The organism is Chitinophaga barathri (assembly GCF_003807585.1).
GTDB classification, from domain to species: domain Bacteria; phylum Bacteroidota; class Bacteroidia; order Chitinophagales; family Chitinophagaceae; genus Chitinophaga; species Chitinophaga barathri.
In genome coordinates this window covers 204,691-231,648 of sequence record NZ_RMBX01000003.1, presented here as the reverse complement: position 1 = coordinate 231,648, position 26,958 = coordinate 204,691, and the positions used below count along the sequence as shown (strand labels likewise).

The 26,958-nt window shown below is 53.9% G+C and carries 26 protein-coding genes; 12 read left to right on the top strand and 14 right to left on the bottom strand.

Features of this window, described 5'->3' with window-relative positions; translation table 11 throughout:
- Window positions 1-27 precede the first annotated feature (27 nt).
- On the top strand, window positions 28-2,451 hold the full coding sequence (locus tag EG028_RS06755; protein WP_120514815.1) for an ABC transporter permease: 2,424 nt from the start codon (window positions 28-30) through the stop codon (window positions 2,449-2,451).
- Between the two features lie 101 nt (window positions 2,452-2,552).
- Here EG028_RS06755 and EG028_RS06750 read toward each other — a convergent pair whose 3' ends face one another.
- From EG028_RS06750 to EG028_RS06725, 6 genes are all read right to left on the bottom strand, one after another.
- Window positions 2,553-3,482, bottom strand: a complete 930-nt coding sequence (locus EG028_RS06750) for a glycerophosphodiester phosphodiesterase family protein (protein ID WP_120514814.1) — start codon at window positions 3,480-3,482, stop codon at window positions 2,553-2,555.
- 6 nt (window positions 3,483-3,488) lie between these two features.
- Window positions 3,489-4,088, bottom strand: a complete 600-nt coding sequence (locus EG028_RS06745; RefSeq protein ID WP_120514813.1) for a histidine phosphatase family protein — start codon at window positions 4,086-4,088, stop codon at window positions 3,489-3,491.
- Complete coding sequence (locus EG028_RS06740) at window positions 4,081-5,493, bottom strand: FGGY-family carbohydrate kinase (protein ID WP_120515151.1); 1,413 nt, start codon at window positions 5,491-5,493, stop codon at window positions 4,081-4,083. Before EG028_RS06740 ends, EG028_RS06745 begins: the two co-directional genes overlap by 8 nt.
- 130 nt (window positions 5,494-5,623) lie before the next feature.
- Entirely contained in the window at window positions 5,624-7,069 is a 1,446-nt protein-coding gene (locus EG028_RS06735; protein ID WP_120514812.1) for an FGGY-family carbohydrate kinase, read from the bottom strand.
- Window positions 7,062-8,069, bottom strand: a complete 1,008-nt coding sequence (locus EG028_RS06730; protein WP_120514811.1) for an NAD(P)-dependent oxidoreductase — start codon at window positions 8,067-8,069, stop codon at window positions 7,062-7,064. Before EG028_RS06730 ends, EG028_RS06735 begins: the two co-directional genes overlap by 8 nt.
- Before the next feature lies 1 nt (window position 8,070).
- Complete coding sequence (locus tag EG028_RS06725) at window positions 8,071-9,330, bottom strand: MFS transporter (RefSeq protein WP_120514810.1); 1,260 nt, start codon at window positions 9,328-9,330, stop codon at window positions 8,071-8,073.
- Between the two features lie 221 nt (window positions 9,331-9,551).
- Here EG028_RS06725 and EG028_RS06720 point away from each other — a divergent pair, with 221 nt between their 5' ends.
- From EG028_RS06720 to EG028_RS06695, 6 genes are all read left to right on the top strand, one after another.
- Window positions 9,552-10,316, top strand: coding sequence for a DeoR/GlpR family DNA-binding transcription regulator (locus EG028_RS06720; protein ID WP_120514809.1), 765 nt, complete (start codon window positions 9,552-9,554; stop codon window positions 10,314-10,316).
- A gap of 287 nt (window positions 10,317-10,603) precedes the next feature.
- Window positions 10,604-12,439, top strand: a complete 1,836-nt coding sequence (locus EG028_RS06715) for an ABC transporter ATP-binding protein (RefSeq protein ID WP_120514808.1) — start codon at window positions 10,604-10,606, stop codon at window positions 12,437-12,439.
- A gap of 136 nt (window positions 12,440-12,575) precedes the next feature.
- Window positions 12,576-13,292 (top strand): 3-ketoacyl-ACP reductase, encoded by a 717-nt coding sequence (locus EG028_RS06710; RefSeq protein ID WP_120514807.1) that lies wholly within the window; start codon window positions 12,576-12,578, stop codon window positions 13,290-13,292.
- 421 nt (window positions 13,293-13,713) lie between these two features.
- On the top strand, window positions 13,714-14,013 hold the full coding sequence (locus EG028_RS06705) for a DUF3817 domain-containing protein (RefSeq protein WP_120514806.1): 300 nt from the start codon (window positions 13,714-13,716) through the stop codon (window positions 14,011-14,013).
- A 79-nt stretch (window positions 14,014-14,092) separates the two neighbouring features.
- Window positions 14,093-14,662 (top strand): LVIVD repeat-containing protein, encoded by a 570-nt coding sequence (locus EG028_RS06700; protein WP_123864588.1) that lies wholly within the window; start codon window positions 14,093-14,095, stop codon window positions 14,660-14,662.
- Window positions 14,662-15,420, top strand: a complete 759-nt coding sequence (locus EG028_RS06695) for an LVIVD repeat-containing protein (protein ID WP_162946237.1) — start codon at window positions 14,662-14,664, stop codon at window positions 15,418-15,420. The genes EG028_RS06700 and EG028_RS06695 overlap by 1 nt, the downstream gene beginning before the upstream one ends.
- On the opposite strand, the gene EG028_RS06690 is transcribed toward EG028_RS06695, so the two are convergent.
- The gene (locus EG028_RS06690; RefSeq protein ID WP_120514803.1) at window positions 15,417-15,929 is read right to left on the bottom strand and encodes a DinB family protein; all 513 of its coding nucleotides are present in this window, start codon (window positions 15,927-15,929) and stop codon (window positions 15,417-15,419) included. The two genes, EG028_RS06695 and EG028_RS06690, sit on opposite strands and share 4 nt — an antisense overlap.
- A gap of 106 nt (window positions 15,930-16,035) precedes the next feature.
- On the opposite strand from EG028_RS06690, the gene EG028_RS06685 reads away from it, so the two are divergent.
- Window positions 16,036-16,494: a hypothetical protein gene (locus tag EG028_RS06685; protein WP_120514802.1), complete on the top strand. Its 459-nt coding sequence runs from the start codon at window positions 16,036-16,038 to the stop codon at window positions 16,492-16,494.
- Between the two features lie 2 nt (window positions 16,495-16,496).
- Here the strand turns inward: EG028_RS06685 and dusB are convergent, their stop codons facing one another.
- From dusB to EG028_RS06660, 5 genes are read right to left on the bottom strand one after another with little or no spacing between them, the layout of a single operon-like run.
- Window positions 16,497-17,534 (bottom strand): tRNA dihydrouridine synthase DusB, encoded by a 1,038-nt coding sequence (gene dusB / locus EG028_RS06680; RefSeq protein WP_120514801.1) that lies wholly within the window; start codon window positions 17,532-17,534, stop codon window positions 16,497-16,499.
- Between the two features lie 40 nt (window positions 17,535-17,574).
- A complete protein-coding gene (locus EG028_RS06675) occupies window positions 17,575-18,309 on the bottom strand; it encodes a metallophosphoesterase family protein (protein WP_120514800.1) in 735 nt (244 codons plus the stop codon).
- Window positions 18,310-18,325: 16 nt separating this feature from the next.
- Window positions 18,326-18,958, bottom strand: coding sequence for a hypothetical protein (locus tag EG028_RS06670; RefSeq protein WP_120514799.1), 633 nt, complete (start codon window positions 18,956-18,958; stop codon window positions 18,326-18,328).
- A 4-nt stretch (window positions 18,959-18,962) separates the two neighbouring features.
- On the bottom strand, window positions 18,963-19,517 hold the full coding sequence (locus EG028_RS06665) for a GNAT family N-acetyltransferase (protein ID WP_120514798.1): 555 nt from the start codon (window positions 19,515-19,517) through the stop codon (window positions 18,963-18,965).
- A gap of 18 nt (window positions 19,518-19,535) precedes the next feature.
- Complete coding sequence (locus EG028_RS06660) at window positions 19,536-20,351, bottom strand: AraC family transcriptional regulator (RefSeq protein WP_120514797.1); 816 nt, start codon at window positions 20,349-20,351, stop codon at window positions 19,536-19,538.
- Window positions 20,352-20,653: 302 nt separating this feature from the next.
- Between EG028_RS06660 and EG028_RS06655 the strand changes: the two genes are divergently transcribed.
- Window positions 20,654-22,162 carry an arylsulfatase gene (locus EG028_RS06655; RefSeq protein WP_120514796.1) on the top strand — a complete coding sequence of 503 codons (1,509 nt, stop codon included), beginning with the start codon at window positions 20,654-20,656 and terminating at the stop codon, window positions 22,160-22,162.
- Window positions 22,163-22,216: 54 nt separating this feature from the next.
- Window positions 22,217-23,077, top strand: coding sequence for an SDR family oxidoreductase (locus EG028_RS06650; protein ID WP_206614353.1), 861 nt, complete (start codon window positions 22,217-22,219; stop codon window positions 23,075-23,077).
- A gap of 9 nt (window positions 23,078-23,086) precedes the next feature.
- On the opposite strand, the gene EG028_RS06645 is transcribed toward EG028_RS06650, so the two are convergent.
- Window positions 23,087-23,923 carry a helix-turn-helix domain-containing protein gene (locus tag EG028_RS06645; RefSeq protein WP_120514794.1) on the bottom strand — a complete coding sequence of 279 codons (837 nt, stop codon included), beginning with the start codon at window positions 23,921-23,923 and terminating at the stop codon, window positions 23,087-23,089.
- Between the two features lie 97 nt (window positions 23,924-24,020).
- On the opposite strand from EG028_RS06645, the gene EG028_RS06640 reads away from it, so the two are divergent.
- Together EG028_RS06640 and EG028_RS06635 are read left to right on the top strand one after the other, a co-directional pair.
- The gene (locus EG028_RS06640) at window positions 24,021-25,184 is read left to right on the top strand and encodes an MFS transporter (protein WP_120514793.1); all 1,164 of its coding nucleotides are present in this window, start codon (window positions 24,021-24,023) and stop codon (window positions 25,182-25,184) included.
- A gap of 7 nt (window positions 25,185-25,191) precedes the next feature.
- Complete coding sequence (locus EG028_RS06635; protein WP_120514792.1) at window positions 25,192-26,334, top strand: MFS transporter; 1,143 nt, start codon at window positions 25,192-25,194, stop codon at window positions 26,332-26,334.
- On the opposite strand, the gene EG028_RS06630 is transcribed toward EG028_RS06635, so the two are convergent.
- Window positions 26,285-26,902, bottom strand: a complete 618-nt coding sequence (locus EG028_RS06630) for a pseudouridine synthase (protein WP_120514791.1) — start codon at window positions 26,900-26,902, stop codon at window positions 26,285-26,287. The genes EG028_RS06635 and EG028_RS06630 overlap by 50 nt on opposite strands.
- Window positions 26,903-26,958: the final 56 nt, after the last annotated feature.

The window sequence follows — 26,958 nt, the reverse complement described above, 5'->3', positions numbered from 1 at the left end:
AACTGACTGTATAAAATCCTTCCGCGTATGTTCTATAACTATCTGAAGATCGCCTTACGTTCCCTCCGGAGGAAACCCTCCTTCACAATCCTCAACGTTACCGGGCTGGCCGTGGGCATAGCCGCTGCGTTGCTGATATTTGTGGTCATCAGGCATGAGCTGAGTTATGATAATTTTCACCGGAATAAAGACCGCATCTACCGCGTGGCTTCCAAAGCCATCAGCCGCAGTAACGGCGAGACGGTGTCCAGGAGCGGAGGGGTGCCGCTGATCTTGCCGGAAACGTTCAGGGCGGACTTTCCGCAGATAGAAAAGATGGGGGTAATGTTCCACCTCGGGCAGGGGCAGATCTATATCCCGGGCAAAGGCAATGAAAAAGAAAAACGTTTCCTGGAACCGCGCGACCTGGCATGGGTGGATGCCGGTATTTTCAGTGTATTTGATTACACATGGCTGGCAGGCAGCGCGGAAGGGATGACAAAGCCCAATACCGCTGTGTTGGCAGCCAGTATTGCGGCGAAATATTTCGGGAATGCGCAGGAGGCCATCGGGAAAACCATCCAGCTGTTTTCTTTCCGCATACCTTTTGAAGTGGTGGGGGTTTACAAAGACCAGCCCGGTAACTCGGACATGTCCATGAAGATCGCGTTTTCTTACCCGACCTTCATCCGGCGGGTACAATTTACTTCCGAAGACTGGAAGAACCTCAGCGTCAGCACCGCGTTTTATGTACAGCTGCGGAAAGATATACAGGCATCGGCGCTGGAAAAACAATTGCCCGCATTTGTGAAAAAATATTATAATGAAGACGCCAGGAATACACCCAATACGACTTCGCTGGTATTGCAACCGTTAAGGGATATTCATCTCAGCAAAGACTTCGGGCCTTTCTATGGCAATAAGTTCAATGCCAGGGAATTGATCACGCTGGGGATGGTGGGCCTGTTCCTGCTGATCGTGGCCTGTATCAATTTTATCAACCTGGCCACCGCTTTGTCTGTGAACAGGGCGAAGGAAATAGGGGTACGCAAGGTAATGGGCAGCAACCGCTGGCAGCTGATGCGCCAGTTCCTGAACGAAACGGCATTCATCACCCTCTTCTCCGTGATACTGGGCGTGGGGCTGGCGGCCCTCCTGCTGCCGGGGCTGGAAAACCTGACAGGGAAACAGCTGGTAGTGCCTGTGTGGACGACATTAGCGTTCCTGTTTTTGCTGGCCGTAGTGGTAACGCTGCTGGCAGGATTTTATCCCGCTATGGTAGTGGCCGGCTTTAATCCCCTGGCAGCGCTGAAGAACAGGGTCAGCAGCCGATCCGTGGGCGGTATATCCCTGCGCAGGGGCCTGGTGGTGTTCCAGTTCGTTATTGCGCAACTGCTGGTGATCGGTACGCTCGTGGCGTTGCAGCAAATGAAATTATTCCGTGAAATGCCTATGGGATTTGATAAGGACGCTTTGCTGATGGTGGAGCTACCCAGCGACAGTTCTCTCGCTGTAAGATACCCGATGCTGCGCACGCGCATGACGGGTATTCCCGGCGTGGATGCGGCAGCGTTCTGCCTTGAAGCGCCTTCTGCTTCATGGAACTGGGACGCGGAGTTTTTCTTCGACAATAAGCCGGAAATACAGCCTTTTACGGTAGCCCGCCAGTTTGGCGATACAGGATTTGTTTCCACTTTCGGCATCAGGATGGCCGCGGGACGGAAGCCTTTTGCAAGCGATACGGTCAGGGAAGTGCTGGTGAATGAAATGTTCGTGAAGAAGCTCGGGCTGCCCGGGAACGAGGCGGTACTGGGCAAACGGCTTTCCTTTCATCAGCAAAAGGATCTTGAAATAGTAGGCGTCGTAAAAGACTACTCCAATCAAACCCTCCGGGACGCCATTCTCCCCGTAGTGATCACACCGGAAAATAAAATGGTCGCTTTCCTCGCAATGCGGCTGAACGCCGCCAATATGCAGCAAACGCTGTCACGTATAGAAAAGGAATTTGCGGACATTTACCCTACCTACCTGTACGACGCCCGGTTCCTGGACCAGCGCATCGGCAACTATTATGCAGCGGAAGCCCAGACGGCCCTGCTGTTCCGCATCTTCGCCATACTCGCCATTTTTATATCCTGCCTTGGGTTGTACGGCCTCGTGTCTTTTATGGCGGTGCAGAAACAAAAAGAAGTAGGCATCCGCAAAGTACTGGGCGCCTCCGTACAAAGTATTTTGATATTGTTCTCGAAAGAATTTACGCTGCTGATCGGCATCGCATTCCTCATCGCTGCGCCGCTGGGGTATTATTTTATGAATGCCTGGCTCGAAGGGTTTCACTATCACATTACGATAAGCTGGGGAGTATTTGCACTGGCGGTGGCGTTTTCCATCGTCATTGCATGGACTTCGGTGGGGTACAAAGCGCTTCGCGCGGCCCTGGCGAACCCGGTGAAAAGCCTCCGCTCGGAATAACTACAGATCAGATTTTTTGGATGAACCATAACGAATAAAAAAGGCCGGCCCTGTTCAGGGCCGGCCGCTCATTTGACGATACTCAGTCACAGGTACAGGGGTTACTTTATCGCTTTTTTACCAAAAAACTTTTTCTTCGGACTCTCCGCCGGCACCAGCGAAGCAATGGCGTCCGCCGCTTCTATGGACCGGTCCGCTTCAATCAGGCTCGCGCCTTTTTCGATGATGGATCTATAGGCGGCGGCTCTTTCTTCGGCGCCCGGCAGTTTGTCGTAAGTAGGCGCGGTGGATATCATACACATCACGCCGCGTTTGTTCAGGTTCGCATACAGCGGGGCCAGCTCCGGTTTGTTGTCCGGGCCCACGTACGCCATGATGTGCGTCCAGGGGATGTTCGCCGCTTCGTATTCTTCCAGCGCCTGCTGCGTTTTTACAAAGGCTTCAAACACGATCTCGGGATTGCGGTCGTGGTACCATTTCGCTTCTTTGGCGCTGTGTACGGTCACCATCACATGGCTTTCCGCTTTATGTTTTTTGATGATGGCGGCGGTCATTTCAAAAGGCACGTCTTTTTTATCCAGTATCAGCACGGTTTTGCCTTTCGCCCACCGGATGGCTTCTTCCAGGGTGGGAATGCGGAAGCTGGTCACCTTGCCTTCCACGTCTTTGAGGTACAGTTGTTTCAGTTCGGCGAGGGTGTAATCGCCTACTTTGCCTTTGCCGGTGGTGGTGCGCTCCAGGGTGGCGTCGTGCATCAGCACGATGGCGCTGTCTTTGGTAAGCCTCGGGTCTATCTCGAACGTGGCGGGTGTATGGCGCAGCGTGTTCTCAAAGGCTTCGATACTGTTTTCGGGAAAACCTTTGTTCACCCCGCCGCGGTGGCCGCTGATGAAAGGCATGTCCTTGCCGGTCCAGGCAAAAAAGCCGCGCAGGTCTTTGGCGCTTTTGATGTTCAGTACGTTGATAGTGTTTTGTGCATTAGCGAGCAAGGCGCCACCGAGCAGGGCGCCGCAGAGGAATATCTTTTTCATCGTGGATCAGAATTTTGAGTTCAGGTGTTGTAAGGTGAATTGGCCACCTTGTTCGTCGATGGTGAACATGGTGATGGCGGCGTTGTCCTGCACGAGCATCCGGTAGTTTTTCAACGGCATCCCCAGCTTGTAGGCGAGGTACAGCCTGTTCACGCCGTTATGCGCGGCTACGAGTATATTGCCGTTGCGGTGTTTGCGGGCGATGTCGGAAAAAAATGCGTCCACGCGGGTGACGATCTCTTTGCCGGACTCGCCGGTGCCGCCGGCTTTGTGCGCGGAGGGATCGTTCATCCAGTTGTTCCAGAGCTGCGCATTCTCCGCGATAAATTCTTCTTTTGTTTTCTTTTCCCAGCTGCCGAAATCCGCTTCGATGAGCCGCTGGTCTTTTATCACGTGCACGCCTGAAGCAATATTGGCCGTCATAAAAGCGCGCTCGAGCGGGGAGGAGTACACCCCGTCGAAAGTAATGCTCTGCAACTGGTCTTTTACCAGCTCTGCCTGCTGGATGCCTTTGGCGGTCAAAGGAATGTCCGAGCGGCCGCAATAGCGGTTGTTATCTGCATTCCAGGCGGTTTGTCCGTGGCGGAGTAAATAAATATTAAGCATATCCTTTTTCTTTCAATGCATGGATGAAACGGTGGTAATTGTTCTCATAGGCTGCAACCAGCATGGGTTGCGGCGATATGGTCTTTTCTATCTGCGTCATGGCCGCGGCCGCTTCGCGCAGCGATGTAAAGTGCGTGCCGGAAGCAGCGAGTATAGCCGCGCCGGTGGCGCCCGTTACTTCTTTCATTTTATGCACCGGCCTGTTCAGCACGTTTGCCCGGATGGTGAGCCAGGCATCGCTGTTGCTGGCGCCGCCGGCGGTGTATACGGCTGTTACTGTTTCGCCGGAGAGCTGTTCTATTACTTCGTAAGCCAGCCGCTCCACATACGCTACGCCTTCCATTCCGGCGGTGAACCGCTCCGCGTCCGTGAGGCCGGGTGATTCAAACCGCTCTGCCTGCGGCGCGATAAAAGGAAAACGTTCGCCCTGCTGCATCAGGGGATAAAACAGGTGCTGTGTGGGAAGGAGCTTTGCCGCGGCTTCATTGAGCGCTGCAAGATCGTTGCCAAACAGCCGGGTTACCCAGTCCGCCCCTGTATTGCTGGCGCCGCCGGGCATCCAGAAACCTTCCGGGTGGCGGTGGTTATAAAGCCGCCCCTGTGGGTCTTTCACTGCATTTTGTGTAACGCCCTTGATCACAAGGGTGGTGCCGATGGTAGTGTTCCAGGTGCCGGGGCTCACAGCGCCGGAAGCTATCTGCGAAGCGCATCCGTCCGTCATGCCCGCTACTACGGTCACCTGTTTACCCAGGCCCCTGATCTCTGCCGTCACAGGTCCGATGGGCGTACCGGAAGGCACTACGGCCTGTAGCCACTCCCTGCGGAGCGGTAACTTTTCCCAAATATATCCCGGCCAGCGTTCCGTTCGTACATCGTAACCGGATTTTAACACATTGGTAAAGTCGGTGACGTCGTATCGCCCTGAAAGTTTCCCGATAATATAGTCCGCCGCGTGGATAAACAGGTGTATGTCACCCGCCTTTTCCGGGAACTGCCGCAGGTACCAGAGCATTTTGGGCAGGCCGCTGGTAGTGTTGAAGGCCGTGTACCCTTCCGGGTTATAAATGGATGCGGTGGTTTTGCAGAGGGCCCCTTCTTCCGCCTGCCTGCCGTCGCTGTACATGATGGCGGGGTGGAGCGGTTCATTGTTTTTGTTGATGGGGATGACGGTGCCGGAGGTGGAGGTGACGGATATAGCGCGCAGGTTTGCCGCCGCACCGTTTTCCAGTACCTGCTCCAGCACGCGGGTGCAGGCCAGCCACCAGGTATCCGGCGACTGCTCTTCGCGGGAATGCGCACTGAGCGGGAAGTGTTCTTCTGCGGAGGCCAGTACATTGCCCGAAGCGTCCGCCAGCACGGCGCGTGCGCCTTGTGTGCCTACGTCCAGGCCTATAAAAGTATGCATGTGGTTTGTTTGGCTCATATTCCGGTAATGCAGCGTTTGTGCCGGCCGGTGTATACCGGTGGCGCGGCGTTCAGTTTGTATGCGGGGCATATTACAAATGCCCGTGGTATAAAGCCCGGTGGTTCGATGGTCAGTTCATATTGCGGAAATAACTCCGCGTTTTCTCCCATTCCGCATAGAGCGCCGCAAAATGTTCTTCATCCTGCGGGTATACGGTTTCCGTATCGTCGTTCATCTGTACCTCCAGCTGTAAAGCCTGGTTGCAGATGAGCGCGCCGCCCACGGCGGAGGATTGCTGGAACTCATGCCGCAGCTTCACCTTTTTGCCGGTGAGGTTCGCAATGAGCTGTCGCAATACCCTGCTTTGAAGGCCGCCGCCGCAACCCCAGATGTAATCCGGCTTATGGCCGGCCACTTCAGCCAGTATACGGTAGTTTTTCGCGATAGAGCAGGCTATGTCCAGGATGGTGGCCCATACGAACGAGCCACGCGTGAGCAGGTGGGACACAGGCGCGGGGAAAATGAAGCCGCCCCTTGTAAGGGACACTTCTTCATCCGCCAGCAGCGAGCCCAGCGAAGCCATACAGAAAGTATGTTTGTTTTCGGCCAGCTCTTTTTCAATGATATCGTATCCTTCGTTCGGGTAAAATATTTCCTTGAGGCGCTGGTAATTGAGGCCCGTCACGCCCGCGTTCGCTTCAAATACAAACCGTCCGGGCTCAATGTCTCGGCTGGTCCATGTTCTTTCCTCACCATCGAGTGTATATGTGCCGGTTAGTTTTACGATCGGCGTGGTGGTGCCTGATACGATCACCATATCGTCCACGGCGGGGCGGGTGCTTTTGATGGCCAGCTGTGTATCGCCGCCGCCCACGATCACTTTGGCGTCCGCGGGGATGCCCAGCCCGCCGGCCGTTTCCACGCTCACATTGCCCAGCACCGTGCCGGATGCCGCGACGGGCGGCAGGAGGGAAGCGGGCAGGTCAAATGCGGCGCACAGTTCTTCGGACCAGGCCATGCTGTCCACATCGTACAGCAACGTTTCCGAAGCCTGCGAATGCTCATAACGGGCCACGCCGCTGAATTGATATTCTATCCAGTTGCTGATGCTGAGGAAGGATGCGGTCTGCGCCCATACGTCCGGCCTGCGCTCGCGGATGCCCACGAGTTTCATGGCGGAGAACAGCGAGGTGGGATACCGTCCGGTGAGCTGGTAAATGCGGCTTTTGTCCTGCATGATGTGTTCCCATTCTCTTCCGCGATGGTCAATGTTTGGCAGGCCGATGAGCGATTCACCATTCTTGCCCAGCAATACGATCCCTTCGCGTTGGCTGGTGGCGGTCACGGCTTTGATGGAAGCGGCGGGTACTTTCCCGAGCACTTCCCGCGCGAGGCGCAGCACCTGTTGCCAGAGCTGGGCGGGATCAAAATACAGGGCGTCCGGGTAAAGTGTGTCTTTGTGGTAGAGGATGTCTTCCCGGGCCACGCCCAGCACCTGTCCATGGGTGGAAGCAGCGGCCACGCGTACGTTTCCCGTGCCAATGTCCACTATAATATAAGCGTGTTGATCAGTCATTTACATGCATTGTGAGTATGTCCCTGTTGGCCAGTTCCCTGACTTTTTTATCTCCTTCGGCAAACCATGCGTGGAGCGCTTTGTTCATGATCTCCACATGGTGGTCTTCCACTTCAAATGTAGCGCCCGCGATATGCGGCGTGGCGATCACATGCGGCTGGTCTATGATGCGGTAATCCACTTCATCGGGCGGCTCATGGTCAAATACGTCCAGGATGGCGCCGCGGATGGCGTTTGTTTCCAGTACTTCCAGCAGGTCTTCCCGCTTCACCACCGCCGCGCGTGCCGTATTTACGAAGATGGCGTCTTTTTTCATCTTTTTCAAAAGACCGCTGTTTACCATACCGGTCGTTTCCGGCGTCACGGGGAGGTGAACGGATACGATATCACATTCGGAAAATATCTCTTCGATGCTGCATTGTTTATAAGCCGGGTCGTGCTCCTGTACATACGGGTCATAAAAACGGATCTCACAGGGATAGTTGCGCACCATGCCCGCGATCAGCTGCCCGATGGCGCCAAAGCCCACCATGCCGATGGTTTTGCCGGCCAGTTCGCCGCCTTTGAAATGCAGGTAAGAATCATGCGCGCCTTCCTGCCAGTTGCGGCCTTTCAGCCAGTTGATGCCAGGGATGGTGTTGCGCAGCAGCATGATGACGGTGGAGATGAACATTTCAGCGACTGCCTGGGCGTTGCGGGCGGGCGTAAAAAATACGGGGATGCCCAGTTCCGTCGCTTTGCTCAATGCTACGTTCGACGGCGTGCCGCGGCATACGCCGATGAATTGCAGTTGCGGGCAGGTTTCAATCACTTTCGCTGTTACGTGGTCATGCTCCGTGATGAGCGCTTCCGCCGCGGATTCTTCCAGCAGGGCTACCAGCTCGCTTTCGAAATAAGCCCTGCCATGCGGCTTCCAAGGCCTGTAAATGACCTCTCCAAACAATTTTTCAATTTCCCTGATCCCTTTCTCGTTGTAGGGAGCTGTGATCAATATTCTCATGCTAAATGGTTTGTAATTTCTCTGTGGATTGGGTATGGTGGTGTAAGGTTTTTGCATTGTCCGGCAGCGTGATGAACTTCGTGATGATGGCGCTGATTACATACAATACCGCCAGTATCCAGATCACGCCTTCGTCTCCCACCGCGCCGATGAACAGGCCCACGATGGCCGGGCCAACAAATACAGGCAGGCCTGCGCCCAGGTTGAGGATGGCCATGGCCGCCCCTTTATCTTTTTTCACCAGTGAGGGCACGAGCGCCGTGAGCGGTACATAACCTGCCAGCAGGGCGCCCCAGAGGATGCCCGCGCTCATCACCATCCAATAGCTGTCCGGCCAGATCTGCGGGGCGTAATAAAACAACAGGGTGCTGAGTGCACAGCCCACGCCGCCGAACCACATAATGGTATTGCGCCAGCCGAAGCGGTCGCCTACAAAACCGAAGATGAGGTTAAAGATGATGTTCGAGGTGAAGATGGTGCCCCAGATGGTGAGCCACTCCGTGGTGTCGAAGCCGTGGCTGGCCATGTACATAGGCAGGAACACGGGAAAGGCGAACTGTGCGGTGGTGTTGATGATGCGCACGATGCCGCCGAGCAATACCTTCGGTTCTTCCTTTACGATCGTGAGGCCTTTGACCAGTTCCTGCACTTTAGACCCGCCGGTACTTTGACTTTCCGCCTTGCTGCGGTTCAGCAGGAGGGCGAACACTGCGCCCAGCAGGGCCCAGAACAGCGAGGTCCATAATGTATTGAGGTGCCCGAATTCCGTAATGGCCCAGCTGGAATAATAAGCGCCCAGTACATTGAGCCCGCCGGTGAATACGAACCAGAACCATCCCACGGCGCGGCCGAGCTGCTGCTGCGGGCTGCTGTAGGCAATCCATACAAGGAAGGTGTAGGCGAACAAAGGATACCCGAAGCCGCGGAGCGCATAAGTAGCCAGCATCACGGGTACGTTCAGCTCCGGCATGCCGAAGCCTACAAAACCCACGGTGCCGAGGCAATAGAGGAGGAGGCCCAGGGCCATGGTGCGTTTTACGCCAAGGCCTTCCGCGAGCACACCGGAAAACCAGGCGGAGATGGCGATGGTGATACCGTAAACGGTAAATAAGGTTGCGGATTGTTGCACGGTCATGCCGTGATCTACGAGGTAAGGGCTGAGCCAGCCTTGTTCAATCCCATCGCCCATCATAAAGATCATAACGCCGATGTATCCCCATAATAACTGGCGTGGAATTCCTGCTTTTTCGAAGGTGGTCATGTTGAAATTGTTAATTCGTGGAATGAAATGAAGCTGAAATAAAAGTAGAAATTAAACTTTATTAAACAAAATTTAATTAAAGTTAAGTCAGTATTAATTTAGTGTTAAACTTGCCTGCCAAGGCCTTAAACGCTGTTTTTTGCTTTCCAGGGCATAGGTTCTCCGGCATAAAGTACTACTTTTGATGAAAGGTATTTAAACAATAGTAAAGTTAATTCCACATGAATATTACAGAGAGGCACCAATTGATCCTGCAGAAGCTGCAGGAGAACGGAAAGGTGGATATACAGGAGCTGAGTGATTCCCTGCAGGTTTCGGGGGTTACTATCCGGAAAGATCTGAAGCTGCTGGAAGAAAAAAAGCTCCTGTACCGTACCAAAGGCGGTGGCAGCACCCAGAACCCCTATACCATTGAGCGCCCTATCAATGAAAAGGAGTTCATTAAAATGGAGGAGAAAAAGCGGATCGCCAAAGCGGCCGTGGAGCTCATCGGGCACAACGATTCCATTATTATCGGCTCCGGTACCACGGTTTTTGAGCTTACCCGCGTACTGCACCCGAACAAACACCTTACGGTGATCACCCCCGCACTGAAGGTAGCGCTGGAGCTGTGCAACCGTCCGCATATAGACGTGCTCCAGATCGGCGGGCTTATACACCAGAGTTCATCTGCCGCAGCAGGCTCGTTTGCAGAGCGTTTGCTGGACGATATCTCCTGCGGGGTACTCTTTGTAGGGGTGGACGGCATAGACCCGGAATTCGGCCTTTCTATCACGAATCTTGCGGAAGCCAGCCTGAACATGAAAATGATCAGCCTTGCGCAGACGGTGGTGGTGATGGCAGACAGCTCCAAATTCGACCGCCGGGGCATCGGCCGCATCTGCAGCCTCGAACAGGTGGATTATATCATTACGGACAATCTTATCAATGCCGATACGGTTAAAATGCTGACCGAAAGAGGGGTGAAGGTGATCATCGCGGAGTGATCCTGGTACTATTTTACCCACTCTTCTCCTTGCTCTCTCCTTGCTCTCTCCTTCGACGATCCTTGCTCTATCGTTCGACCAGGCGTAGGGAGAATATACCATCACTTTTGTACTATTTTACCATTTCTTCTCCTATACCGATCCTATAGCGATCTCATAGCGATCCTATAGCGATCGTATAAGGTGGGTTTTGGGCAAGTATACCGTCATTTCATCCGGGTATTTGCGCCATTCCGGCCCCCTCCATCCGTATCCCAACATTCTGTACCTTCATGACCCGTATGAGTATGAAACGACCCAACAGAAAACCCGGAGAGCCAGATGTGAGTTTTAAAGAACGGATGGCCGCCCTCCGCAACCTGCCCGCTTTTTTTAAACTGGTATGGCAAACGAGCCCCTGGCTGGCCGTGTCGAATATCTTCCTCCGCGCCGCACAATCCGCCACGCCCCTGGCACTGCTGTACGTGAGCAAACTGATCATAGACGAAGTGGTGAAAATGACCCAGCAGAAAGGCGACCTCAGTTACCAGTACCTCTGGGAACTGGTAGGCCTGGAATTTGGCCTGGTGATCATTTCCGGCGCATTGGGCCGCGCCATTTCCCTGCTGGACAATATGCTGGGCGAACAGGTGGCGAACCATACCTCCGTCCGCATCATGCAGCACGCCGCCACCCTGGACCTGGACCAGTTCGAGGATTCTAATTTTTACGACAAGCTGGAAAGGGCCCGCACGCAGACCGTTGGCCGTACTATACTGCTCAGCCAGGTAATGACGCAGGTGCAGGACATCGTGACCATGATTTTCCTCGCCGCCGGCCTGCTCACTTTCAGCCCCTGGCTGATACTCCTGCTGCTGGTAGCGGTCATCCCCGCATTTTTATCAGAAACACACTTCAACGATAAGTTCTACGCCCTGGCCTGGGGCCAGACCTCGGACAGGCGGGAACTGGATTACATCCGTTTCCTTGGCGCTTCCGACGAATCCGTGAAAGAGGTGAAAATATTCAACCTCAGCAATTACCTCGTGGAAAGGTTCAAACGCCTTTCGGATAAATTCTATAAAGACAAACGCGACCTTTCCATTCGCTACAACAGCTGGGCGGTACTGTTTGCCATCGTTGGCAGCGCCGGTTATTACGCCGCTTATGTGATCATCATCCTGCGCACGGTACAGGGCCAGCTGTCCATCGGCGACCTCGCTTTCCTGGGCGGTTCTTTCCGCCAGCTGCGCGGCCTGCTGGAAGGCGTGCTGATGCGTTTCACCAGCGTCACGCAGGGCGCTATCTATCTCCGCGACCTGTTCGAGTTTTTTGAAATAGAACCGCGCATCACGCAGCCGGAAAAGGCAAGGCCTTTCCCTAAGCCGATCCGCGAAGGGTTTACATTCGAGAATGTCGGGTTTAAATATTTACACGCGGAAAGATGGGCCAACCGGCACCTCAACTTCACCCTGCACGCCGGAGAAAAACTTGCGCTGGTAGGGGAGAACGGGGCCGGTAAAACCACGCTGGTAAAACTCCTGGCCCGCCTGTACGACCCCACGGAAGGCCGCATCCTGCTGGATGGGCACGACCTGCGGGAATACGACCTGGCCGAGCTGAGAATGCAGGTGGGTGTTATTTTCCAGGACTTCCAGCGTTACCAGATGACGTTGAGCCAGAACATTGCCGTGGGAAATATCGGGGAGATCAGCAATCCCACGCTCATCGAAAATGCCGCACGGAAAAGCATGGCGGATGAGCTGACGGACCGCCTGCCCGGCAGGTACGAGCAGATGCTGGGCCGCCGCTTCAACAACGGGATAGAACTTTCTGGCGGCGAATGGCAGAAGATCGCGCTGGCACGCGCTTATATGAAAAACGCGCAGCTCCTGATCCTGGACGAGCCCACCGCCGCGCTGGACGCCCGGGCGGAATATGAAGTGTTCCTGCGTTTTGCCGACCTCACCCGCGGTAAATCCGCCGTGCTCATATCCCACCGTTTTTCCACGGTGAGGATGGCGGACCGCATACTGGTGCTGGAAAAAGGGGAACTGCTGGAGATCGGCAGCCATGAAGAACTGCTGGCGAAAAACGGCCGGTATGCCGAACTGTTCCATTTACAGGCGCAGGGTTACCGGTAAGTTAAGCAGCCGGATATAACCGCCGGAGCGATAATTTGCATCATAAAACAGGAAATGCAAAAGCAGTACCGGGCGAAATCCCGGGAAGAACCGGTTACTTTGCTTATTGAACAAGAACCATAAAAAACGATATAAGATGGAATCGATCAAAGGAAAAAAAGTGCTGATCACCGGTGGCGGTAAAGGCATCGGCCAGGCGCTGGCGGTTGCGCTGGCCAAAGAAGGGGCGGATGTGGCGCTGATAGGCCGTACCGCCGCTTCGCTGGAAGCGGTGGTGAAAGAGATCAGCCCGCTGGGCGTAAAAACTGCTTTCGCCACCGCGGATGTGGGCAATATATTTGAAGTGAATGCCGCCGTGGAAGAAATACTGGCCGCTTTCGGGGAGATAGACATCCTGATCAACAACGCGGGCGTCGCCTCATTCGGCGGTTTCCTGGAGCTGGACCCTTCTGTGTGGGAGGAAATGATCCGGGTGAACCTGCTGGGTGTTTATTACGTGACCCGCGCCGTATTGCCCGGTATGATCGAAAGAAAGACCGGCGATATCATCAATATCTCTTCCACCGCCGGCCAGCGCGGCGCCCCGCTCACCAGTGCGTACAGCGCCTCCAAGTTTGGCCTGCTGGGGCTTACGGAATCGCTGATGCTGGAAGTGCGCAAGCACAACATCCGCGTGAGCGCCCTTGCACCCAGCACCGTGGCCACGGATATGGCGATCGAGCTGAAACTGACGGACGGCAATCCCGAAAAGGTGATGCAATCGGAAGACATCGCCGAATTTGTAGTAGCGCAGCTGAAGCTGAACAGGAGAGTGGTGATAAAGTCCGCCGGGCTCTGGTCCACCAATCCTTAATACAGGTTATTTTGCCAGGATATAGGCCGTTCCGTAAACCGGAACGGCTTTTTTATGGCCCTGGCCGTTAGTTAAAATGATGCACTTTAGCGCGAGGGCTTAGTAATGGGGGAAATCTACTACAGAACTGGCCTTGTTTGGGGCGTCGTTGTGAAAAGGTCGTCATTGAGGAGCAGCGGGGGATCTGTGCGGGAGCCGCGACGAAGCAATCTCCATATCCTGACGTACCTCCATTCGATGGAGGAGATTGCTTCGTCGCCCCACCCACTTTAGCGCTGCTGCTCCTCGCAATGACGGGTTTAGTGCGCCTGGCAAAACTCTTCCCGGCAGTACGATTGTCCGTTTCTGTCACTGGCCGGTAAAATCCCGTTGCCTGACGAGGATCATTTTGCGGAAGATTTTTCCGCCGTAGTATTGCACCATGGAAAAAAATCCTGCGCCCGCCATCAAAAGACTGAAGATCATCGCCCTGCTGGAAGGCATTTCCTTCCTGGTGCTGCTGTTCATCGCCATGCCGCTGAAATATTTCGCGGACCTGCCCTGGATGACCAAACAGGTAGGGATGGCCCATGGCCTGCTGTTTGTACTGTACGTGATACTGGTTATTGAAGTGAAGATCGTGCTGGACTGGTCTTTCCGCAAGACGGCCATTGCATTAGCCGCATCCCTGGTGCCTTTCGGTACCTTTTACATTAACGATAAATGGATCACCCGTAAATAATATATCAGTTTTTTTTAACCCCTTGTAACTTCCGGCCGCGCAGCGCCGTTTAACTCCCATACCCTAAACTGTAATCCTTATGCTGCGACTGTCTACCCTCTTGCTACTTGTCGTCACTGTATGTACCTCCTGCGGCGACCTTTTTGATTTTGGTTTTTCCGGCCGTAATGCGGACCGCGTGGGTTACCGCGAAACAGGCGAAGTGCAGGCCTGGGTGCCTGTATATGCGGAGCCGGACGACGTTTCGGGCGTAGCCCTGAAAGACAAACGCCCCACCCAGGAAGGCGGAAAGATATTCGCGCTGGGCAACAAACTTTTCCAGGTGGAAACCGGCGTGGGCCTTCACATCATCGATTATTCGGACAAAACGAAACCCGTGAAGGTAGGTTTCCTGAACGTGCCCGGATGCCAGGAAGTAGCGCTGAAAGGCAGCGCCGTGTACACGAACTCTTTTGAGAACATGCTGGTACTGGACCTCTCCGCTTTCCCTGACGTAAAGGTCAAAGCCACGCTGCCCAATGTATTCCCCGAACTGAAGTATCCCCGTCCGCCCGGCAGAGGCGGATATTACGTTTGCCCGGACGTTTCGAAGGGCAGGGTAATCCGCTGGAAACAGGAAACCGTTCTTAACCCCCAATGCGCGAACTAATGAAAACACGTATACTCCTTATATGCGGCCTGGTAGCCGTACTGTTTGCCGGCTGCTCAAAGCAGGATGGCAGCAACAATAACTACGCCAGTGAAAACAGTGGTTCCGGTAAAGGCGGCTCCATGGCTCGCTTCGCCATATCGGGCAATTACCTGTATGTGGTGAACAGCAACAGCCTGCTGGTATATGATATCAGCGATCCCGCGATGGCCGTTCCGAAATCCACCGTGGCCGTAGGCTGGGAGATCGAAACGATATTCCCTTATGACGATAAGCTCTTCATCGGCTCCACCACCGGCCTTTTTATTTTTGAATTAAAAGACCCGGAGCATCCTAACAGGCTGGGCGCCGTGCAGCACTTCCGCGCCTGCGACCCGGTGGTTACGCAGGGCAATACCGCCTACCTTACTTTAAGAGGCAACGGCACCTGCGGCAGCCCGAACAATTCACTGATGGTGTACGACGTCACCAACCCGACCCAGCCGATACTAAAAAACCAGCTGAACCTGAAAGGCCCTTATGGCCTGGGCGTTCATAGCAATGCATTGTATGTATGCGACGGTGCGGACGGCCTGGTGGTGTATGATGTGACCATCCCGCTGTACCCGAAAACGGTAAAAACGATCAAAGATGGCAGCACCTTCCTGGACGTGATCCCGTACAACGATGTACTGATCGTATACGTAAAGGGCGGCGTGCGATTTTTTGATATCAGCACGCCGCAAAATCCTGTATTGTTATCTGAAATGCTCAACTAGTTAGCCTGGTTAAACTGTTCCATTTCATCCGCGCTGGGGCCGTAGCTGCCCGGGATGGGCACATCCAGCAGGCGGAGGAACACGCCCAGTTGCGCGCGGTGGTGAACGGTCTGGCAATAGGTATGCCTGATGTTCTCTGACTTGGGAAGCGTGCTGAAGATCTGGTCGCCGGCGCGCATGGTCCAGGGTTTGGAGAACTGCTTCTCATCTGCGTTCCTGAGGGCGTTATAACCTTCCTGGTAAGATTTTTCGAACAGCTCCAGGAGGTCTTTGGAACTGTTCACCGGGGGTGCCACATAAGGTTCTCCGGCAAAGTCGAGCTCGTCTTTTTCAACGATAATGGATATCCATCCCGGTATCTCGGCAATATGTATTGCCAGGGCCCTGATGTCCATGCTTTTGGGGTGCGGGCGGAAGTCCAGCTTGTCGTCCGGTATCTGCGCCAGCATCTTGCGGGTGGTTTGCGCTTCGAATTCCATTTCTTTGAGTAATTCAGTGATAGTTGCCATGATAGTAAGTTTTTTGGTTTGACGGTACAAAGATGGGAGCGGGGTTTGACAGCCTTATGTCAGCAGGGTTAGAAAATATTCCGTAGATTTAAAGAAATACCTGACAATGAGAACCATCGCCTTTGTTTTTTTAGCCGGAGCGGCACTGGTAACGGCCTGTAATTCTTCCAGTACGAACAAACAGCAGGAGGACAGCCTGAAGAAGGCGGAAGCACAGGAGGGCGCGGCCTGTTACCGCAAAGTGGTGGGAAAGGATACTTTTCTGTTACAGCTGATCGTAGAGAAAGACAAAGCGAACGGGGTACTGGATTATAATTTTTTTGAGAAAGATAAGAACACGGGACTGATAGACGGCTCCATCAGCGACAACATCCTGCGCGCCACGTATCATTTCCAGAGCGAGGGGCAGAACAGTGACCGGCCGGTGGTGTTCAAGGTAATGAACGACCAGGTGTACGAAGCCCTGGCGGACAGCATTGATACGAACGGCGTGCCGGTGTTCAACGCCGATAACAGCAGGTTGAAATTCGAATTGCAGCCGTATAATAAAGTAGATTGTAAATAGCCTTACAGCGGGCAGTTTTCATGATAATTCACGAGATGGATGGGAGTATATTCCATTTCAAAACCATCATAGGTGCGCAGTACTTCATCCAGTACCGCATTGATCTCATCAGGCACATCCAGTGTCACCAGCCGGGAGCGGAACTCTTTGATGCCCGGTAATCCTTTCAGGTAATTCAGGTAATGCCTGCGCATCGCGTAAATGCCGCCATGCGGGCCTTTCCATTGCAGGGACTTTTGCAGGTGCTGTTTGCACACTTCCACCCGTTCCGCCACGGTGGGAGCCGCCATCATTTCGCCGGTTTCGAGGAAGTGACGGATCTCGCGGAATATCCAGGGGTAACCGATAGCGGCGCGGCCGATCATAATACCGTCCACACCATACCTGTTTTTGTATTCCAGCGCCTTTTGCGGGCTGTCTATATCGCCGTTCCCGAAGATGGGAATATGTATGCGGGGATTGTTCTTCACTTTGGCGATGAGGCTCCAGTCCGCTTCACCCTTGTACATCTGGCAGCGGGTGCGGCCATGGATGGTGAGGGCTTTTACGCCTACGTCCTGCAGCCTTTCCGCTACTTCTTCGATGTTTTTGGTATCCTCGTCCCAGCCCAGACGGGTTTTGACCGTTACGGGCAGGCTGGTGCTTTTTACGCAGGCATCCGTGAGGCGCGTCATCAGCTGTATGTTTTTCAGCACGCCGGAGCCGGCGCCTTTGGCTACGATGCCTTTTACGGGGCAGCCAAAGTTGATATCCAGCAGTTCCGGCTGGGTGACGTCCACGATTTTAGCGGCCATGGCCATACGTTCTTCATCGCCGCCGAATATCTGGATGCCTACCGGTCTTTCTTCGTCGAAGATGTCCAGTTTTTTGCGGCATTTGATGGCATCGCGGATCAGGCCCTCGCTGGAAATGAATTCCGTATACATGAGGTCCGCCCCGTTTGCTTTACACACGACCCTGAACGGGGGATCGCTTACATCCTCCATGGGCGCCAGCAGCAGCGGGAAGTCCGGCAGTGATATCTGATCGATTTTTACCATTTGCGGTGGCAAAGGTACGGAAAATTGGCAGGATCGGGGCCTAGTACTGGTTCCGGCCTTTTTCCCGGGGGTAAAGGGTGCGCACCACGTCGCTCTGGAAGTACTTTTTGGTGTCTATGTTCAGCGCGGACAGCCTGCCGGTGAAGGCGGCCCCGGTGTCCACATTCCACACGTTGGCGGCTTTCATGGGTTCGGACACGCCGTAGTTGATGGTAGGCGTGTGGCCGATGAATATTTCGGAAAAAAGGCGGAGCCTTTTGGGGTAACGGAGATCGTTTTGCCGGATGCGGGGGTTCAGTGACAGGGCCATTTCCCAAAGGGTACGGTCCCACATGAAGTTCTTTTCGTACCGGTCAAAGTCAGGGCCATGCAGCGACGCGAAGCCCGCGTGGATAAAAAGCCTGTTCTCCGCGTCGGTATGATAGTGGAGCATGCGCTGGTAAAACGCGAGGTGTTGTTTTTTTTCCGGTTCGCTCAGCGGTTCGTAACTTTCCACGGTGGAAATGCCGCCGTGAAAGAGCCAGACACTGTCCGGTTTTTCACCGGCCAGCCAGGATTCGCACCAGGCGTCGTGATTGCCTTTCAGGAACAGGCAGCGGCATTGTTGTTCCAGCTCCATCAGGTAGCTGATCACAGCGGAGGACTGGCTCCATCCGTCCACGTAGTCTCCCAGGAATATCAGCCTGTCTTCCGGCTGTGGTTTTATCTTCGCAATTATCTGTTGCAGCGCAAGCAGTGCGCCGTGAATATCGCCGATCACATATGTTCTTGCCATGACGGCGTGAAATTAATCATTTAATGAAAGAAGTCTCATCTCCTTCCCAAATCCTTCTTTCAGTACCGGGATATTCCCGCACGGCCCAGTTCCTTTTTTCGGCATACCGCAGCAGGGAGGTGCGCAGTATCTTGGGGTAGAACACATCGATCTTGGAATTCCTTCCCTCATAACCCTTTTCCACCACACCGATGCGCGACAGTATCTCGTGCGCGGCGGACCCGCAGCGCATGCCCACTACCGCATAATCATAAGGCGTCTGGCGCAGGTATTCGGCGGCAAGACTGTCCAGCCGCTGTTTCTGCCAGCTGGCGATAGGTATTTCGATGGTCATCTTTTTTACTTCTTCGCCGGGATAGCCCATGATGCCCCAGAACTGGCGTTCGGTGTGCAGGCCAAAGCGGCTGTGGCGGTTCGGGCCTTTGTCCACGATATGCAGCTGGCCCTGCGGCATAAAACTCAGCACGCGGTCCGGCGCGATCTCGATGCCTACATGACCGCCCAGGATGCCGCCAAACCATTTAGGCTCTGTCTTTTTGTAAGCGGGCGAGGGTTTGGAGCCATAGAGGAATAAAACTTTGATGGTCGTGGAATCCTCTGCCAGTGCAGGCAGGGAGAGGCAGCAAAGGAACAGGATGCGGAGCAACATAGGTTTATTTTAAGGGAGTGAGTAATGAATACACGATGGAATCCAGCCAGCTGCCTTCATAATACTCCGCTTCGCGGAAGTGCGCCTCTTTCACAAAGTCCAGTTTTTGCAGGAGCTTTTCCGAAGCAATATTCTCCGGGTCTATGACCGCTTCCACAGAATGCAGCCCCAGCGTATGAAAGCCGTAATGCAACACCGCAGCCAGCGCTTCGGACATAATGCCCTTCCCATGCCAGCCATCGTGCAGCAGGTAACCTACTTCGCCGCGGTAATGCTCCGGTTTGAAACGCACGAAGCCGATCGCGCCGATCTGTTTATCTGTTTCCTTATCGGCCATCGCCCAGTTAATGGACTCGTTGCGCTCAATGGAGGCATTGTAACGTTTGATGAGGGATACAGCTTCCTCAAGTGAACCTGCCCGCGGGCGGGGGATGTACCGCATCAGCTCCGGATGGGAGCGGAGGTATCGCATGTCTTCGGCGTCTGATGTACGCAATTGTCTTAATACCAGCCGGTTGGTCGTTATCTCCGGGAAAGGGGAAAACTGAAATGTAAGCATGTACCGAAAATAACGTAATCATGCGTCCATGGCAAGCTCTTTTTTATAGTTGGTAAAGTTTTTCCCGGAAGCGTTTTTGAAGTACTTGGAGAAGTGTGATTTGTCTTCAAATCCAAGGTGATAAGCGATTTCCTTCATCGAATAATTTTCCCGGCGGATGGCCAGCAGTTTGGCTTCGGAGATCACGCGCTGGCGGATGTGCTCACTGGCGGTGATGCCGGTGATGTCCTTCAGCGTGGTGTTCAGGTGGTTTGCCGTAACGTGCAGTTTTTCAGCGTAGTGCGTTACTTTTTTAAGAGCGGTATATTGCTGGTCCAGCAGCTGGAGAAACTGGCGCACCAGGCCTGTTTTACGGGAAGAGGACCAGCTCTGCTGGTGGTTGCTCACGGAACGGCTGATCTGCCGCACGATGATCTTCAGATAATCGCGGATGTTGTCCAGGCTGTAATGTTTGGCGGATTCGTATTCGCTGCTGATCTTTTGCAGGATCATCTCCACTTCCTGTTTCACCGGGTTTTTGACGAGAATGGCAGACGTTGTGTGCTCCGCCTCGAACATGGACAGTTCGTGCACGAGCGGAATGTGCTGGATAAATTCATGGGTGAAGGAGTAGACCTGGCCCTGCGACTCCCGGGAGATCTCCACCCTGCCGGCCAGGGCATTGTGGAGGAAAAACAGGCTGTCGCCGCTGGTCTCCACGAGTTTGTTCTGTTCGTAAAACGCTCCCGTGCCATTGGCGAGGTAAATGATCCTCAGCTCGTGATCCTTCTGGGGCACGGCGTAAGCGGAGCGGATGGACTGGATCCGGAATGGTACATTGTTCATCTGGTACATAATACTGGTTTTTATGCCCTATACCATGCTATCCGCATGCCATACCGCGCCGGAGCAGCTGTAATTCAATACAGGCAAGATAAAGCGGGGATCAGGGGATGCCCGGGCCCCACGGAAAAACAACGATATTTCGGGGTTAGCAACGAAATGACGGGAATCGGGCAGGGTTTTCGCGAGAGGAGGAACCCCGGATGCCGCTTTGTTTGCTGCGCAAACGATTGATCAGCGCCCGGCTGTCATCTTTCAGTCAGTTATTGTCCTGGTATGGAGAATAATCATAGCCCGGACTGTTTATTTGTAACATGAAGAACGTTTTTATGCTCTTTGGTTTGCTGGCCGCCACGGTGGGCGCCGGCACCGCATCCGCACAACAGAAGGCGAAACAGCGCCGCCCGAATATCATCTTCATTTATGCGGATGACCTGGGGGTGGGAGAGTTGGGCGCCTATGGCCAGCAGAAGATCAAAACCCCGCACCTGGACAAACTTGCCAGGGAAGGCGTGAAGTTCAACCAGTTTTATACCAGTACCCCGGTATGCGCGCCCGCGCGTTGTATGCTGATGACCGGCCGTCATGGCGGGCATTCCTATATCCGGGGGAATTATGAGCTGGGTGGTTTTTCCGATTCGCTGGAAGCCGGGCAGATGCCGCTGCCGGAAGGCACCATGACCGTTGCGCGAATGCTGAAACAGGCGGGTTATAAAACGGGCGCTATCGGCAAATGGGGGCTGGGGATGTATTATTCCACCGGCAGCCCGAACAAACAGGGGTTCGATTATTTCTACGGTTACCTGGACCAGAAACAGGCGCATAACTTTTACCCCTCGCATCTCTGGGAAAATTCCCGCTGGGACACGCTGAACAATCCGCCCATGTACGTGCACAAACGCCTGGACCCCGCTACCGCCACAGACGAGGATTTTAACTACTTCAAAGGAAAAGAATATGCCGTGGATGCCATGACCGGCAAAGCGGTGAACTTTATCAAAGAGAACCAGGCGCAGCCTTTTTTCCTGTACCTCCCTTACACCATCCCGCACGTATCGCTGCAGGTGCCCGATGCGGCGGTGCAACAATATATCGGGCAATTCCCTGAGAAACCTTATTACGGGCAGCAGTCTTATGCCGCCGCCAAATATCCTTTATCCACCTACGCCGCAATGATCACTTACCTGGATGCGCAGGTGGGTATTATCATGGAGCAGGTCAAAAAGTTGGGGCTGGATGAGAACACCGTGATCATGTTTTCTTCGGACAATGGCGCCACGTTCAACGGCGGGGTAGATGCAAAGTTCTTTAACAGCGTAAGCGGCCTGCGCGGCCTGAAAATGGATGTGTACGAAGGCGGTATCCGCGAGCCTTTTATCGCGCGCTGGCCGGGCAAAATTCCCGCTAATACACAATCCGCCCTCGTAGCGGTGCAATACGATATGATGGCCACCTTTGCCGCCATTGCGGGCATCGCCGCGCCGGAGAACGACGGTATTTCGCTGCTTCCTGAAATGACCGGCAATCGCGGAAGCCAGGCGCAAAGACCTTACATTTATTTTGAATACCCCGAAAAGGGCGGCCAGCTGGCTATCCGCATGGGGAAATGGAAAGGCGTAAAAACCGGTCTGAAACAAAACCTGCACAAAACCTGGGAGCTGTACGATCTCTCCGCGGACCCTTCCGAAAGCAAAGATCTCGCCGCGCAACATCCGGATATACTGCGACAGCTGGATGCGATCGTCAAAAAAGAACACCGGCCCGCGCATATCAAAGAATGGGAATTCCTGGATTCAAAACTGACGGAAAAGGAGAAGATGTAAAGCCGCCGCAACTCTTTCCCCGGAACGGTTGTTGTATCAGTTAAAACCATCAATATGATACTGATCACTGGCGCAACGGGACATTTAGGCGGACTGGTAGTGGATTTTCTTTTAAAAAGAAGGCATGCGGCGGGCATCTCCGTGATGGCGAGGGATCCCGGGAGAGCAAAAGAACTGCATGTGGCTATACGCCCGGGTGATTACAACGAATATGGCTCGCTGCTGACCGCTTTTAAAGGCGTGGACCAGTTGTATTTTATATCCGCCTCCGATGTAACACGCAGGGAGCTACAACATATGAATGTAGTGAAAGCCGCCGCGGAAGCGGGCGTAAGGCATGTGATCTATACCAGCTTCCAGCGGAAAAAAGATAACCCCGATTCTCCGATAGCATTTGTCACCAAAGCCCACATTGATACAGAAGCTGCGATCATCAACGCGGGCTTTCTGTATACCATTCTCCGCCACAATCTTTACCTGGATTATGTACCCATCTATATCGGCGAACATGTGATCGAAAGAGGCGTGATCTACCAGCCGGCGGGCAAAGGGAAAGTAGCGTATGCGGCCCGGAACGACATGGCAGAAGCCGGGGTGAACGTCCTTACCTCTCCGGGACATGAAAATAAAACCTATGATTTTTCCAACACACGGTCCTGGTCTTACAGCGACATTGCAAAGATACTAACCGAGGTATCCGGTAAAAAGATCACCCATGTATCGCCCACTGCGGCGGAGTTTAAAACTTCGATGCTGCACGAGGGCCTGCCCGATGAAGTGGTGGATTCAGCCGCGGCCTTTGCCCTGGCCATTAAAGCGGGCGAGTTCGACACACCGGGTACAGAGCTGGAAAAGCTGCTGGGGCACGCGCCTGTGAGCGCGGAAGAATATCTGCGGGGTGTGTACGGGAAATGATCAGCAGTTTTAGTTCGTAAGATATCTTTTCTTGAACTCGCGGGGATTTTCCCCGTTCATTTTTGTGAACAGTTTCGTGAAGTAAGACAGTTGTTCAAACCCCGTGGCAAAACATGCTTCGCTCACGGACCTGTCCTGCAGCAGCAGGTTCTTCGCCTGGTTGATGCGGCAGTGATTGACGAAATCGGTGAACGTCATGCCGGTCTGTTTTTTAAAGTAACGGCAGAAGGCGGCGGTGGTCATGTGCACCTGCCGGGCAATCTCGTTCACATCCGGTTTGAGATGGAAGTTCGCGTCGATGTAGCGGTAGATCGTTTCCATGCGGCTGTCCTTGTGCTGGAGGTCCACCCGGTTGTTCAGCTGCACCACGTCCTGGCTGGTGGCCATGATCTGGAATACTTCCAGCAGGCATATCAGTTGTGCAAAATGTTCCATCTGCTGCATCTGCTTAAGTTTGCCGGCAATAATATTTTTCGTTTGCCCGGAGAAGGAGAGTCCGAATCTGGCGCGGCCGAACAGTTCCCGTATGGCGGAGAGTTCGGGGGCGTTGAGGAATGCGTCTCCCAGGAAATCCTCCTTCAACTGTACAACTATCTGGTTGATCTCATGGCCGAGGCCGTAGTCGAAGTTCAGATGCGGCACATCGGGGCCGATAAATATCAGGTCGCTGTCTATGTAGTTGGAGATATGCTGGCCTACGTGGCGTGTACCGGAGCCGCCTTCCACGTATACGATCTCGTATTCCGGGTGGAAGTGCCAGTAGAAGTTTTTCTTAAAACAGGAGGCGTTCAGTTTGAAGGATTTACCCGAGTCCGGGTGGATCTCTTCCAGTTGCAGATTGTTCATGACGGTACAAAATTACAGTAATCCGGATCAATACAGTACAAATATTGATCATTCCAGACCAAAAAGGGTGTATGGGGATATAATAATTTTGCATGCCATGCAGATAGCTTATTCCATTCCGCTGCGGCCGCAAAGAGTTTACCGTATTGCACTGAGCATCTTTTTTTTCATCCAGGGCATCGTATTTGCGAGCTGGGCCAGCCGTATCCCGGACGTCAAGATCAAATTACAACTGAGCGATGCCCAGCTGGGCGGGCTTTTATTTGCGCTGCCGGCGGGGCAACTGGCCGGGATGGCGCTTTCCGGTTACCTCGTGAGCCGTTTCGGCAGCCGGGGTGTACTGATGGTCGCGGCTTTCCTGTATCCTTCCTCCTTACTGCTGTTGGGGCTTGCGCCCGGTATTATGTTGCTGGCGGCTGCGCTGGTCATATTCGGACTATGCGCGAACCTGATGAATATTTCGGCGAACACGCAGGCCGTGGGCGTTGAAATGCTTTACAGGCGCAGTATTATGGCGAGTTTTCACGGTTTGTGGAGCCTGGCGGGTTTTGCCGGCGGGCTTATCGGCGGCTGGATGGTGGCGCAGGAGCAGAGCCCTTTCGTGCATTTCTGCGTCATTTTCAGCCTTGCGATCATCCTGGCGATACTGACCGGTTCATTCCTGCTGCCGCGCGATGCGCCCCGCAAAACCGGCAAAAACAATATCTGGGTGAAGCCGGACAGGAATATCATCCTGCTCGGCATGATCACATTTGCCTGTATGATCTGCGAAGGCACGATGTTCGAATGGACGGGCGTTTATTTCAACCAGGTGGTACATGCGCCGGTGGAGTACAGCAGGCTTGGGTTTATAGCATTTATGAGCACGATGGCGGGCGGAAGGTTCACGGCGGATTATTTTATCACGAAGTTCGGCGTAAAACGGATGCTGCAGGCCAGCGGCGTGATCATCCTCACCGGCCTGATGACGGCGGTGATCCTTCCCATGCTGATCCCTTCCACCATAGGATTTTTGATCACGGGGCTTGGAGTTGCGGCGGTAGTTCCCTTATCTTTCAGTCTTGCCGGCAGGTCCAGGACCATCCCGCCCGGTGTGGCGCTGGCCATGGTATCGTCCATCGGGTTCTTCGGATTCCTGCTGGGGCCGCCGCTGATCGGGTTTATCGCGGAAGCGTTCGGGCTGCGGTGGTCATTTGCCGTGATCGCTATTTTAGGGCTGGGTACCACATTGCTGGCCGGCAGGATTAAAACAGAAGAATAAAAGACACATGAACCAGGCCAGGAGAGCACGAATTGCTATTGCATTATTTTTCTTCATTTCAGGTTTTGGATTTTCCACATGGGCTTCCCGTATTCCGGATATACAACACCGCCTGCGGCTGAACGAAGCGGAGCTGGGCAGCGTATTGTTTGCATTGCCGCTGGGGTTGATGGTGACCATGCCCATTACCGGTTTTCTTTTACAACGGTACAGCAGCAGCCGGATCATGTTCATCGGCGCGCTGGCGTTTAATGGCATGCTGAGCTGTCTTGGTTTTGTAACGGCGGTATGGCAGCTGGTGATCGGGTTGTTCTGTTTCGGCGCTTCGCGCAACCTGCTCAATATTTCCATGAATGCGCAATCTGTAGGTGTACAGGCTTTATACGAACGGTCCATTATCACCACCTTTCACGGCATATGGAGCGTGGCGGGATTCAGCGGCGCGGCGCTGGGCGGGGTGATGGTGTATTTCCAGGTGGGCACGTCCTGGCACTTCCTGGTGGTGGGAGTACTGCTGGTGATACTCGGTTTTTTTGCTTATCCCGGTGTGCTGGAGCAGCCGCCCGCGCCTACGGGCAGAAGGTTTGCGCTGCCGGACAAACATCTCCTGAAATACGGCCTGATCTGTTTTGCGGTGATGAGTTGCGAGGGTACGATGTACGACTGGAGCGGTATCTATTTCCAGAAAGCGGTGCAGGCGTCGCGGGAAGTGGTGACGGCGGGTTTTGTGGCGTATATGGTGGCGATGGCGGCCGGGCGGTTCAGCGGGGACAGGGTAGTGCATAAGTTCGGCGTGATGAACATGATCAAATACAGCGGGATGCTGATCTGCTGTGGCCTGCTGCTGGCCGCGCTATGGCCGCAGCCGGTAGCCGCGGGGATCGGGTTTATGATGATAGGCGTGGGGGTTAGCTGCGTGGTGCCGCTGGTGTTCAGCATGGCCGGAAAATCCAAAACGATGGCAAACGGGCCGGCTATTGCGGCGGTAAGCACGGTTGGTTATTTAGGTTTCCTGCTAGTGCCGCCGGTGATCGGTTTCCTGGCGGAAGCATTGAGCCTTCGGTGGGCGTTTGGGCTGATGGCGGGTTTTGGTATACTGATCACTTACCTGATACTGCGGGCGGAACAAACACAATCTTCAGCAGCCTGAAAAACTCCGTTTCATCCATTTCTTTTACTCCGCCGGCTTCGAGGCTCCCCAGGTGAATATCTTCGATCGACACGCGGATCAGCCGTTTACAGGGATGGCCGATGGCCTGCACCATTTTTCTCACCTGGCGGAACTTTCCTTCGAATATGGTAATACTGAGCCAGGTGTGCGGTACTTCGCGGGTGATATCTCCTTCTCTTTTTACTAATCCAACCGGCGCGGGAATGATATTCGCCTCGCAGGGCGGGGTGGTGTAGTATTCATCTCCTGAGATGCGGATGCGTACGCCGTTGCGCAGCTGCTGCAATTTTTCATCACTGACGTTATTTCTCACCATTACGTGATATGTTCGGCTATGTGGCTCCTTGCCCTGGAAAAGGAGGTTAGTCACCCTTTTATTGGTGGTAAGCAGCAGCAGCCCTTCAGAAGTCGCATCCAACCTGCCTACCGCATGAATACCTTCCGGGAAATCAAAATCCAGTTCGCCCAACATCCGAATTTCCTGTTCGTTGCCTTTGAACTGGGAAAGCATATTGTAAGGTTTGTTAAGCACAAAATAACGGTTCATAAGCGCAATGTAATCACTAATGTTAATTTATTATCAATTCTATATTAACAAAAAAC

Coding starts and splice junctions, on each gene's coding strand:
- EG028_RS06670 (WP_120514799.1), bottom strand. CDS start 18,958: ATGTTGCTCCGCATCCTGTTCCTTTGCTGCCTCTCCCTGCCTGCACTG.
- EG028_RS06715 (WP_120514808.1), top strand. CDS start 10,604: ATGAAACGACCCAACAGAAAACCCGGAGAGCCAGATGTGAGTTTTAAA.
- EG028_RS06755 (WP_120514815.1), top strand. CDS start 28: ATGTTCTATAACTATCTGAAGATCGCCTTACGTTCCCTCCGGAGGAAA.
- EG028_RS06630 (WP_120514791.1), bottom strand. CDS start 26,902: ATGAACCGTTATTTTGTGCTTAACAAACCTTACAATATGCTTTCCCAG.
- EG028_RS06645 (WP_120514794.1), bottom strand. CDS start 23,923: ATGAACAATCTGCAACTGGAAGAGATCCACCCGGACTCGGGTAAATCC.
- EG028_RS06720 (WP_120514809.1), top strand. CDS start 9,552: ATGAATATTACAGAGAGGCACCAATTGATCCTGCAGAAGCTGCAGGAG.
- EG028_RS06655 (WP_120514796.1), top strand. CDS start 20,654: ATGAAGAACGTTTTTATGCTCTTTGGTTTGCTGGCCGCCACGGTGGGC.
- dusB (WP_120514801.1), bottom strand. CDS start 17,534: ATGGTAAAAATCGATCAGATATCACTGCCGGACTTCCCGCTGCTGCTG.
- EG028_RS06640 (WP_120514793.1), top strand. CDS start 24,021: ATGCAGATAGCTTATTCCATTCCGCTGCGGCCGCAAAGAGTTTACCGT.
- EG028_RS06745 (WP_120514813.1), bottom strand. CDS start 4,088: ATGCTTAATATTTATTTACTCCGCCACGGACAAACCGCCTGGAATGCA.
- EG028_RS06750 (WP_120514814.1), bottom strand. CDS start 3,482: ATGAAAAAGATATTCCTCTGCGGCGCCCTGCTCGGTGGCGCCTTGCTC.
- EG028_RS06665 (WP_120514798.1), bottom strand. CDS start 19,517: ATGCTTACATTTCAGTTTTCCCCTTTCCCGGAGATAACGACCAACCGG.
- EG028_RS06690 (WP_120514803.1), bottom strand. CDS start 15,929: ATGGCAACTATCACTGAATTACTCAAAGAAATGGAATTCGAAGCGCAA.
- EG028_RS06695 (WP_162946237.1), top strand. CDS start 14,662: ATGAAAACACGTATACTCCTTATATGCGGCCTGGTAGCCGTACTGTTT.
- EG028_RS06730 (WP_120514811.1), bottom strand. CDS start 8,069: ATGAGAATATTGATCACAGCTCCCTACAACGAGAAAGGGATCAGGGAA.
- EG028_RS06675 (WP_120514800.1), bottom strand. CDS start 18,309: ATGGCAAGAACATATGTGATCGGCGATATTCACGGCGCACTGCTTGCG.
- EG028_RS06685 (WP_120514802.1), top strand. CDS start 16,036: ATGAGAACCATCGCCTTTGTTTTTTTAGCCGGAGCGGCACTGGTAACG.
- EG028_RS06660 (WP_120514797.1), bottom strand. CDS start 20,351: ATGTACCAGATGAACAATGTACCATTCCGGATCCAGTCCATCCGCTCC.
- EG028_RS06635 (WP_120514792.1), top strand. CDS start 25,192: ATGAACCAGGCCAGGAGAGCACGAATTGCTATTGCATTATTTTTCTTC.
- EG028_RS06725 (WP_120514810.1), bottom strand. CDS start 9,330: ATGACCACCTTCGAAAAAGCAGGAATTCCACGCCAGTTATTATGGGGA.
- EG028_RS06700 (WP_123864588.1), top strand. CDS start 14,093: ATGCTGCGACTGTCTACCCTCTTGCTACTTGTCGTCACTGTATGTACC.
- EG028_RS06735 (WP_120514812.1), bottom strand. CDS start 7,069: ATGACTGATCAACACGCTTATATTATAGTGGACATTGGCACGGGAAAC.
- EG028_RS06650 (WP_206614353.1), top strand. CDS start 22,217: ATGATACTGATCACTGGCGCAACGGGACATTTAGGCGGACTGGTAGTG.
- EG028_RS06740 (WP_120515151.1), bottom strand. CDS start 5,493: ATGCATACTTTTATAGGCCTGGACGTAGGCACACAAGGCGCACGCGCC.
- EG028_RS06710 (WP_120514807.1), top strand. CDS start 12,576: ATGGAATCGATCAAAGGAAAAAAAGTGCTGATCACCGGTGGCGGTAAA.
- EG028_RS06705 (WP_120514806.1), top strand. CDS start 13,714: ATGGAAAAAAATCCTGCGCCCGCCATCAAAAGACTGAAGATCATCGCC.